The sequence below is a fragment of the Rhodospirillales bacterium genome (genome assembly GCA_016872535.1).
In the GTDB taxonomy this organism is placed as follows: Bacteria; Pseudomonadota; Alphaproteobacteria; order Rhodospirillales; family 2-12-FULL-67-15; genus 2-12-FULL-67-15.
This window is the reverse complement of the sequence record VGZQ01000103.1, coordinates 1-8,796: the sequence shown is the minus strand read 5'-3', so window position 1 is coordinate 8,796 and position 8,796 is coordinate 1. Positions and strand designations below refer to the sequence as shown.

Annotated in this window: 11 protein-coding genes; 6 read left to right on the top strand and 5 right to left on the bottom strand. The window is 63.6% G+C overall.

All coding sequences use genetic code 11. The features are described from left to right. Window positions 1-502, bottom strand: a 502-nt coding sequence (locus FJ311_14875; GenBank protein ID MBM3952721.1) for an ATP-binding cassette domain-containing protein, incomplete at its 3' end; no start/stop codon positions are given. Window positions 503-644: 142 nt separating this feature from the next. On the opposite strand from FJ311_14875, the gene FJ311_14870 reads away from it, so the two are divergent. Together FJ311_14870 and dksA are read left to right on the top strand one after the other, a co-directional pair. Continuing rightward, window positions 645-1,169, top strand: coding sequence for a flagellar assembly protein FliX (locus tag FJ311_14870; protein MBM3952720.1), 525 nt, complete (start codon window positions 645-647; stop codon window positions 1,167-1,169). A gap of 80 nt (window positions 1,170-1,249) precedes the next feature. Then, window positions 1,250-1,759 (top strand): RNA polymerase-binding protein DksA, encoded by a 510-nt coding sequence (gene dksA, locus FJ311_14865; GenBank protein MBM3952719.1) that lies wholly within the window; start codon window positions 1,250-1,252, stop codon window positions 1,757-1,759. Window positions 1,760-1,940: 181 nt separating this feature from the next. On the opposite strand, the gene FJ311_14860 is transcribed toward dksA, so the two are convergent. From FJ311_14860 to flgF, 4 genes are read right to left on the bottom strand one after another with little or no spacing between them, the layout of a single operon-like run. Then, on the bottom strand, window positions 1,941-2,720 hold the full coding sequence (locus FJ311_14860) for a flagellar basal body L-ring protein FlgH (GenBank protein MBM3952718.1): 780 nt from the start codon (window positions 2,718-2,720) through the stop codon (window positions 1,941-1,943). A 32-nt stretch (window positions 2,721-2,752) separates the two neighbouring features. Continuing rightward, window positions 2,753-3,778, bottom strand: a complete 1,026-nt coding sequence (gene flgA / locus FJ311_14855; protein MBM3952717.1) for a flagellar basal body P-ring formation protein FlgA — start codon at window positions 3,776-3,778, stop codon at window positions 2,753-2,755. Between the two features lie 19 nt (window positions 3,779-3,797). Further along, window positions 3,798-4,583, bottom strand: coding sequence for a flagellar basal-body rod protein FlgG (flgG, locus tag FJ311_14850; GenBank protein ID MBM3952716.1), 786 nt, complete (start codon window positions 4,581-4,583; stop codon window positions 3,798-3,800). A gap of 50 nt (window positions 4,584-4,633) precedes the next feature. Beyond that, a complete protein-coding gene (gene flgF / locus FJ311_14845) occupies window positions 4,634-5,365 on the bottom strand; it encodes a flagellar basal-body rod protein FlgF (GenBank protein ID MBM3952715.1) in 732 nt (243 codons plus the stop codon). Window positions 5,366-5,917: 552 nt separating this feature from the next. Here flgF and FJ311_14840 point away from each other — a divergent pair. The 4 genes from FJ311_14840 to FJ311_14825 form a co-directional block, all read left to right on the top strand. Beyond that, window positions 5,918-6,460 (top strand): flagellar basal body protein FliL, encoded by a 543-nt coding sequence (locus tag FJ311_14840; protein MBM3952714.1) that lies wholly within the window; start codon window positions 5,918-5,920, stop codon window positions 6,458-6,460. Between the two features lie 34 nt (window positions 6,461-6,494). Then, a complete protein-coding gene (gene fliM, locus FJ311_14835) occupies window positions 6,495-7,655 on the top strand; it encodes a flagellar motor switch protein FliM (GenBank protein ID MBM3952713.1) in 1,161 nt (386 codons plus the stop codon). A gap of 10 nt (window positions 7,656-7,665) precedes the next feature. Further along, complete coding sequence (locus FJ311_14830; protein ID MBM3952712.1) at window positions 7,666-8,124, top strand: hypothetical protein; 459 nt, start codon at window positions 7,666-7,668, stop codon at window positions 8,122-8,124. Window positions 8,125-8,153: 29 nt separating this feature from the next. Next, a partial coding sequence (locus tag FJ311_14825; protein ID MBM3952711.1) for a hypothetical protein occupies window positions 8,154-8,796 on the top strand: 643 nt, incomplete at its 3' end.

The following is an 8,796-nucleotide window of genomic DNA, read 5'->3' as shown; positions in this document are numbered from 1 at the left end:
TGGAAAACGGCTCGTCGAGCAGCATTACGCCCGGTTCGGGAGCCAGCGCGCGCAGCAGCGAAACCCGCTGCTGCTGGCCGCCGGACAGCGCGTGTGGATACTTGTCGGCGTGACCGGCCAGCCCGAAACGAGCGAGAGCGTTTTCGACCCAAACGCCGCGCGCGGCTTTACCGTTGCGGAGTCCGAACGAGATGTTGTCGCGAATGGTCAGATGCGGAAACAGGGCATAGTCCTGGAACACGAAACCGATGCCACGCGCCTCGGGCGGGAGCTGGGCGCCGCCGCGTCCCTGGGCCACGAGGCGGTCGCCGATGGCGACTTGGCCCGATTGCAGCGTCTCGAGTCCGGCCGCGACCCGCAGCAGCGTCGTTTTTCCGCAGCCCGAGGGCCCGAGCAGGCACGCCGTTTCGCCCGGCGCCACGAAGATCGATACGCCGTTCAGAACCGTGTGGGCCCCGAAGGCGTGGAAAACGTTGTTGAGATGCAGGCTGTTCTTACGGATCACGTGACGGGCCTCGTCCTTCCGGTTTAAGTCGGCCCGATCCGACTGGTCTTTCGGTTTATATGATAACGCTTCTCATTATCAGATTAGGACTTTATCAAACGGACAATTATTCCGCAACGTTAATTCACGCAAATAAATTATGGGAAATAGGCGCCGTACGAAGGTGTCCTCGACGGTGTTATCTCTCTATAAGCGTGTCGGATCGATAATAAGCGACTCGGGAATCCCCATGAAGGTCGGCGGCATAAGCAACGGCAAGGCGGTCGACTCGGCTCGGCGCCGCAAGGAAGCGGGTCGCGGCGTCGAGTTCGCCGAGCACCTGAAGGAGGCGATGGCGGCGACCGAGCCTGGGGCGGCGGTGGAAACCGCGCCGCCCGCGTCCATCGAACAGCTTCTGGCCATTCAGGAAGCCCCCGCCACGGTGTCGTGGGAAGGGCGCAAATCGGCGCGGCAATACGGACATTTTCTACTCGACCGGCTCGAGGACATCCGGCTCGCCCTTCTGGCCGGGGCGATCCCTAAGGATCAACTCGCACGCTTGGCCCAAACCGTGCGGCAACGGCGCGAACGGTCCGACGATCCGCGCCTGAACGAGATTCTGGACGAGATCGAATTGCGCGCCGAAGTCGAGATCGCGAAGTTGACAAGACCCGTCGGGTCTTGAGAATCACCCCCTTCCCGAAACCGGGACCGGACCTGCCGCGCCGCGGGCCAACCGGGTACGGCCACCTGAGGATCCGTCCGATGAAGAAAGTACGTTCCGGCAAAGCTCGCCCCGCGCCCGCAAAGAAATCGACCGCGCGCGGGGCCACTCGCGTTGGCGTCGGTAAAAAAGCCAAGCGCGTGGTGTTGCCAACGGGCTATCGACCGACGGAAAACGAAACCTTCATGAGTTCGCGCATGCGCAAATACTTTCGGCAAAAATTGCTCAAATGGCGCGGCGAACTGGTGCGCGAGTCCGAAGAAACTCTGCAGTCGTTGCAGGAAGGCGGCATCGTCGAGCCGGACATCGCCGACCGTGCCTCGGTCGAAACCGACCGCTCGCTCGAGCTGCGCACCCGCGATCGCGCGCGCAAGTTGATCGTCAAGATCGACGAGGCGCTCGAGCGCATCGAGAAGGGGACCTACGGCTATTGCGAGGAAACCGGCGAACCGATCGCCATTTCCCGGCTGGAGGCGCGACCCATCGCCACGTTGTCGATCGAGGCCCAGGAACGCCATGAGCGCATGGAGCGTACCCACCGGGATGACTAAACGGCGAAAGCCGTTATTGCGAGCTCCGTAGGGGCGAAGCAGTTCACTCTCATGGATCACATCGCTGCGTTCGCGATGACAAGATAGAAAAAAGAGGCCGGTGCAATTTCTCGCACCGGCCTTGAGTTTTTCCAGGTCCGAGGGAACGGCGGAATCCTGGAACGGGAAACCGTAAACGCGGTCAGAACGGGAAGAGGATGTCCCAGACCTGCGCGCCCCAGCGCGGGGCTTGGAGTCCGCTGAGCGTGCCGCGGCCGCCATAGGCCATGCGCAGCTCGGCGATCTTGTCGTGGGTGATGGTGTTGTCGGCATCGATGTCTTCGGCTCGAACCACGCCAAGAATCACCAGTTCGCGGATTTCCTGGTTGACGAGCAATTCCTGGCGACCCATCAGCACCATGTTGCCGTTGGGAAGTATTTGCGTGATGACGGCGGCGAAGGTGAGGGTGACGGTTTCCTTGCGGTCGATGTCGCCGTCGCCCTTGGTCTTGTGGTTGTTGCTGAAGTTGAGGAAGTTGGAGGCGTTGATCGCCTGCGGCAGTTTCTTGGCGTATTCCGCCTCGAGGCCGAGGAAATTGGGCACGGATGCGGTTTCGCTGTCGCCGCGCTCGCGCTCGGTCTTGTTTTCGAGCTTGCCCGAGTCGGCGATCGACACCTTGACCGTGATGATGTCGCCGACCGCCTTGGCGCGGATGTCCTTGAAGAATGCGCGCGCGCCCGCGCGCCAGAGCGAATTGGGATTGATCTCGGCAGGCTGGGCCGCCGGCATCGGCAGATTGACCGGTTTGTAGCCTGGCTTCGTGGTCGGATTTTCGACCGGCGACGTCTTGGGCCCGCCGCCGACTTCGGACAGGCGCGTGAGCACGTTGCAGCCCGAGAGCGCGGTCGCGGCGAGCAGGAGCGCGACGGCTCCGGCCCACGGCGTCCGGCGCGTCCGGTTGCGGTTTCGGTGCGGGGTCATGGGATACTCCTTGTGGACCTGGGAATGGCGATTCAATTCGTGACCGGCCGGAGGTCGGCGACGGCGCCGAAGGGCTTGACCGCGGCCTGGCCGGCGCCGATGACCGTGCCTTCCACCACCTGCTTACTTTGCTCGTTGACGATGCGGATGACATCGCCGTGGCTGCCCTGATCGAGCGCCTTGCCGCGGGCGGTCAGCCGCATGTGGGACGCCTGCAGGACCAGCATGACGAGAGAATCCTTGGTCACCAGCACCGGTCGCTCGACGTCGCGGGCGAAGACCGGATGACCGGCGCGCAAGCCGCGCACCGCCGCCTTGCCGATCAGACCGTCACGGTCGGTGACGATGTCGGTCGGAGCCTGGTCGGCTTTCAGGCGGACGATCTCGATATCGTCCGCCCGCACGATTTCGCCCTTGGAGATCGGCCGTTTCAGCGCCGGCACGGCGATCAACTTGTGGACGCGGCCGCTGACGCGGGCACGGCTTGCCATGGTCGAGGCCGCCGGAGCGGCGACGGTTGCTTCGAACCGACGCGAGATCGGGTCGTAGGAGAAATCCTCGAGCGCGAAAGTATCGCTGCCGTCGCTAGCGGCATGCAGGCGGAAATTGACGCTGAAAAGCTCGACCGAGAACTCGGTGCCCGCCAGGCGCTCGGCAAGCATGGCTTGGGTGCGGGCTTCCACGTCGCCGCGGGTGACAACGAAGGTTCGGCGCTGGACGACGACATGTTCGTTCGGGCCCGCGGGATGCCAGGCGATGTTATGGCGCCGCGCCGCCCGCGCCAGCCATTGCGCGTCGAGCACCAGACGCTTGCCTGCCTGCGGAGCGTAGGCGGCCGCGGTGTCAGCGGTTTTGGGATCGAGCCCGACGAAGATGTCGCCGAGCTTGACCAGCGGTTCTTCCACCGTGACGTTCGGACCGACAAGCGCGACGGCCGGCAGAACGGACGAAGCGGCGCTCGCGCCGTCCGCGCCGACGCGGTTGTCGCCGGCGGCGGGTTGCGGGCCGGCGCAGGCGATTCCGATCGAAACGACGAGGGCGACAAGGGTGCGAATCATGGCGCGACTCCCTTACGTGTCAGCGCAGTTGCGAAAGCGAACTCATCATGTCGTCCGAGGCCTTGATGACCTTGGAGTTCATTTCGTAGGCGCGCTGGGCTGAAATCAGGTTGGAGATTTCCTCGACCGGGTTGACGTTGGAGGTTTCGAGAAAACCCTGCAAAATGGCGCCGAAGCCGGTGCTGGCGGGATTACCGGCGACTGGCGCGCCCGACGCCGGCGATTCGATGTACAGATTGCCGCCGATGGCGTTGAGGCCCGCTTCGTTGGGGAAGTTGGCGATCTGAATCTGTCCGACATTGCTCAGCGCCACTTGGCCCTGCAGCTTGACTAGGACCTGGCCGCTCTGGTTGACGGTGACGTCGACCGCGTTGTTGGGGATGGTGATGGCAGGTAGAACGGTGTAGCCGTCGTGGGTGACCAGCTGCCCGGTGGCGTTGAGCTGGAAGGTGCCGTCGCGGGTGTAGGCAATTTCACCGGTCGGCAATTGGACGCGGAAATAGCCGCGCCCCTGAACGGCGAGATCGAACGTGTTGTCGGTCGCGGTCAGGTTGCCCTGCTCGTGAATGCGATAGACGGCGGCAAGTTTGACGCCGAGGCCGAGCTGCACGCCGGACGGCACGATCGTGCCGGTGTCCGACGAGGCCGTGCCGACGCGGCGCAGGTTCTGGTAGAGCAAGTCCTGGAACTCGGTGCGTCGGCGCATGTACGCCGTGGTGTTCATGTTGGCGAGGTTGTTGGAGACGACTTCGACGTTGCGTTGCTGTGCCAGCATGCCGGTGGCGGCGATATTCAACGATCTCATGGCGGTGTTCCTTTTGCTGTGTCTCTTTTTCGATTGCGGTGGTCCGGTCGCTAGATCATCTGTCCGACTTCGCGGATCAGGCCGCGCACGCGTTCGTCCTCGCGGTCGATGAAGCGCGCGAGCGACTCGTACGATCGCTGCACCTCGATCATCCGGGTGATTTCGACGATCGGTTGCACGTTGGAGGCTTCGAGAGCCCCTTGCACCACGTGCGGGCGTTCGGCCGGCCTTGGGGCCTGATCGGTGCGAAAGAGCGTGTTGCCGACTTGTTTTAGCTCGGTATCCCGCTCGAACGTCACGATCCGCAGCTTGCCGAGCCGGCCCACTTCGCTCGACACGGTTCCGTCGCGCGCGATGGTGACGGAAGCGTCGCGCTGGCCGAGCACGATCGGCCCGCCTTCGGAAAGGACGGCGAAGCCCTCCTGCGTGACGAGCTGGCCGGACTGGTCGAGTTGGAACCGGCCGTTGCGGGTGTAGCGCTCGCCCTGCGGAGTCTGCACGACGAAATACCCCGGATTGGCGATGGCGACGTCGAGCGCGTTGTGCGTCTGGGTAATTTCGCCTTCCTGGATGTTGCGGAACGTGGCGATGTCGCGGACGAAGTGGAGTTTCTCGGGAAAAGGCTTCTCGCCGCCGCGACTGCGGACGAAATGGTCGACGAACATCATGTGCTCGCCCTTGAACCCGACGGTGTTCATGTTGGCGATGTTGTTGGCGACCACTTCCATCTGCCGGCGAAGGCCCGCCTGGCGTGAAAGCGAAATCAGCGACGTGGTTTCCATGGCGTACGTTCCCTTTCAGCCACGCGGGCGACGGTGTCGCCGAAACGCGGCGCATCACTGCACGGTTAACGTGTCCGCCCCCGTAGGCGGACCTTTAGCCCGATCGCCTCCGTCGTCTCCGGCGTTTGTTGTTGTGCCGTGGGCCGATGCGATCGCGCTCTCCACAATGCATGGGGCGTGCCAATCCGATTTATTTCGGTTTTTCAGTTGGTTGGATCGACATAAGGCAGGCAAAACCAGCCTTCGGGATGACCCGGCTCGGGCCCGTTGGGAAGAAACTGCCGCTGGCGCCGCGTGGGTGGGGGCCGGTGGCGCCAAGGCCGGCTTTGGGCTATGGTTAACAACGTGGAAGCGGTATTTCTCATAGGCAAATTAGGCCGTTAGCTCGGTGCGGGCCCCCCATCGGCCGCGCGTCCGGTCGGCCTTCAACCATTTATTAACCAGTCGCCCCTAGCATCAGGCGTCGGGTCCGAGGGACGGCGTCGGCGGGCTTGAGTCGGGCATCAGCGGATCGGGCACAAGGGCGAATGAACGCCCGCGGGTGAACTGAACATGGCGGAACGCGACGAAAACGACGAATCGCCCGCGCCCGAGGAAGAAGGGACGGCGGAAGGAGAGGAGCAAGGAGGAGTATCGTCCGCCGGGCGCAAGCGGTTGCTGATCATCATTGTCCTGGCGGTGCTGTTGGTGGTGGGCGGCATTGCGGGCGCCTACTTCATGGGGTACCTCGATCCGCTCATCCAGAAACTGACCGGAAAGGATAAGGAGGTGGCGGCGGCTCAGGGGCGCGAAACGGTGTTCATGGATTTGCCCGAGTTGCTCGTCAACCTGAACACCGGCGGCCGGCGCACCAGTTTCATCAAGATGAAGGTGACGCTCGAAGTGGAGAAGAAGGAATTTGTCCCGGTGATCGAAAAACTGATGCCGCGCATCATCGACAACTTCCAGGTTTACCTGCGCGAGTTGAAGATCGAGGATTTGCGCGGGTCGATCGGCATGTACCGGTTGCGCGAGGAAATGCTGCTCAGGGTCAATACCGCCGCCGCGCCGGCGCAGGTCAACGACGTGTTGTTCAAGGAAATATTGATCCAATAGCCGGCGCGCGGGCGGAGCGGGAGGAACGGGAACAATGGCACCAGGCGACGACACGACCGATCAAGACGCGATGGCCGCCGAATGGGAAGCGCAGCTTGCCGCCCAATCGGGCGGCGGTGGCTCGCCAGCGGCGGGCGGCGGCGACAACCAGGACGATCTCGCCGCCGAATGGGAAGCCATGGTCGGCGGGGGCGGGGGCGGGGGCATGGCCGCCGGACCGTCGACGCGCGAGCAAACCCGCGTCCTCAATCAGGACGAAATCGACAGTCTGCTCGGATTCGACGACGACCAGCAGGATGTCGCGGAAAAAGCCGGCATCCAGGCCATCTTGTCGAGCGGCATGGTCTCCTACGAACGGCTGCCGATGCTGGAAGTCGTGTTCGACCGGTTGGTGCGCCTGATGTCGACCTCGTTGCGCAACTTCACGTCGGACAACGTCGAGGTCTCGCTCGACAACATCGCTTCGACCCGTTTCGGCGATTACCTCAACTCGATCCCGCTGCCGGCCATGCTCGGGGTGTTCAAGGCCGAGGAATGGGACAATTACGGCCTGATGACGGTCGATTCGTCGCTCATCTATTCGATCGTCGACGTGTTGCTCGGCGGTCGGCGCGGCACGGCGGCGATGCGCATCGAGGGCCGCCCCTACACCACCATCGAACGATCGCTGGTCGAACGCATGATCCACGTCATGCTCGGCGATCTGTCGGCGGCGTTCGAGCCCCTGAGTCCCGTCAGCTTCCGCTTCGAGCGGCTGGAAACGAACCCGCGCTTCGCCACCATCTCGCGGCCCTCGAACGCGGCCATCGTCGCCCGCCTGCGCATTGACATGGAAGACCGCGGCGGGCGGCTCGAACTGCTGCTGCCCTACGCCACGCTGGAACCGGTGCGCGAATTGCTGCTCCAGATGTTCATGGGCGAAAAATTCGGTCGCGACTCGATTTGGGAAACGCATTTGGCCGAGGAACTGTGGCGCACCGATGTCGATCTGGAAGTTGTTATCGACCAGCAGACCATGATGTTGAGCGACGTTTTCAACTTCAAGGTCGGTTCGCAAATCCTGCTCAACGCGACCCCGGACTCGCTGGTCGAACTGCACTGCGGAAAGGTCCCGATGTATACCGGCCGTATGGGCCGGCGCGGCAACCATATCGCGATCTGCATCGAGGATCGTCTCGCCAAGGTGAAAGGATAGGGCTATCGCCATGAACTACACCCTTTTAATGGACGCGATCCTGATCGTGTTCCTCGCCACGACCATCGGCTATGCGGTCGCGCTGAACCGGAAGCTGACCGCGCTTCGTCGCCACAAGGCGGAATTGCAGCAGCTCGCCGCCACGTTCACGCAAGCCACGCAGAAAGCCGAAGCCAGCATCGGCCGCGTCTCGACCGGCACCGAGGCGCTGCAGGAACGTTTGAACAAAGCGCACGTGCTGCGCGACGATCTCGCCTTCCTGATCGAACGGGCCAATTCCGCGGCCGATCGTCTGGAAGGCGCGATCCGCGCGGCCAGACCCAAACCTGTCGAGGCGCCGGCGGCGCCGGTGCCGCGCGCTTCCCGCGAGCGCAATCGCGACCACGATGAAGATCGCGATGCGATCGGGATCGAGCCGCGCTCCGACGCCGAGCGGGAGTTGCTGAGGGTATTTCGCGCCGCCAGTTGAGCGGTGTCGGGCCAACGGATCGAACCGCCATGAAATTCATCCCCCGCATCCGCTTTCTGCCGGTCACCATCTTTTTCGCCGCCTTGCTGCTCACCGTTCGGGTCGGCGATATCTGGCGCGACGTCGTCGATATCCTGAAAGCGGGCGTCGCCGAGGCGACCGCCCAGCAGCAACCCCCGGCGCCGGCTCCCGGCGCGCAAGTCGCGGTGCCGCCGCCCGCAGGCGCCGATGCCGAGGCGCCGGCCGAGGGCGAGGCCGCGACCCGCACCCGCGACGCCACTCGCGGCCGTCCGATCCGCAAGCTCGGCGACGACCCAACGCTGTTGAGCCAAGCCGAAATGGACATCCTGCAACAGCTCGCCGAAAGACGGGATCGCATCGAAAAACGCGAGCAGGAACTCGAAGTCCGCGGCGCCATGCTCAAGGCTGCCGAATCGCGGATCGACAAAAAAGTCGAGGAAATGAAGAGCCTGCAGGCCACCATCGAAAAATTGCTGGCGGCCTACGACGAGCAGCAGGAGAAGAAGGTCGCGAGCCTGGTCAAGATCTACGAGACCATGAAGCCCAAGGAGGCGGCGAAGATCTTCGAGGAGCTGGAGATGGACGTGCTGCTGATGGTGGTGGAACGCTTCAACGGCCGCCGGTTGGCGCCGGTGTTGGCGGCGATGGACC

Excerpts from the sequence above, each read along its gene's own strand:
- dksA (MBM3952719.1), top strand. The coding sequence starts at position 1,250 with ATGAAGAAAGTACGTTCCGGCAAAGCTCGCCCCGCGCCCGCAAAGAAA.
- fliM (MBM3952713.1), top strand. The coding sequence starts at position 6,495 with ATGGCACCAGGCGACGACACGACCGATCAAGACGCGATGGCCGCCGAA.
- FJ311_14860 (MBM3952718.1), bottom strand. The coding sequence starts at position 2,720 with ATGACCCCGCACCGAAACCGCAACCGGACGCGCCGGACGCCGTGGGCC.
- flgG (MBM3952716.1), bottom strand. The coding sequence starts at position 4,583 with ATGAGATCGTTGAATATCGCCGCCACCGGCATGCTGGCACAGCAACGC.
- FJ311_14870 (MBM3952720.1), top strand. The coding sequence starts at position 645 with ATGGGAAATAGGCGCCGTACGAAGGTGTCCTCGACGGTGTTATCTCTC.
- flgF (MBM3952715.1), bottom strand. The coding sequence starts at position 5,365 with ATGGAAACCACGTCGCTGATTTCGCTTTCACGCCAGGCGGGCCTTCGC.
- FJ311_14840 (MBM3952714.1), top strand. The coding sequence starts at position 5,918 with ATGGCGGAACGCGACGAAAACGACGAATCGCCCGCGCCCGAGGAAGAA.
- flgA (MBM3952717.1), bottom strand. The coding sequence starts at position 3,778 with ATGATTCGCACCCTTGTCGCCCTCGTCGTTTCGATCGGAATCGCCTGC.
- FJ311_14830 (MBM3952712.1), top strand. The coding sequence starts at position 7,666 with ATGAACTACACCCTTTTAATGGACGCGATCCTGATCGTGTTCCTCGCC.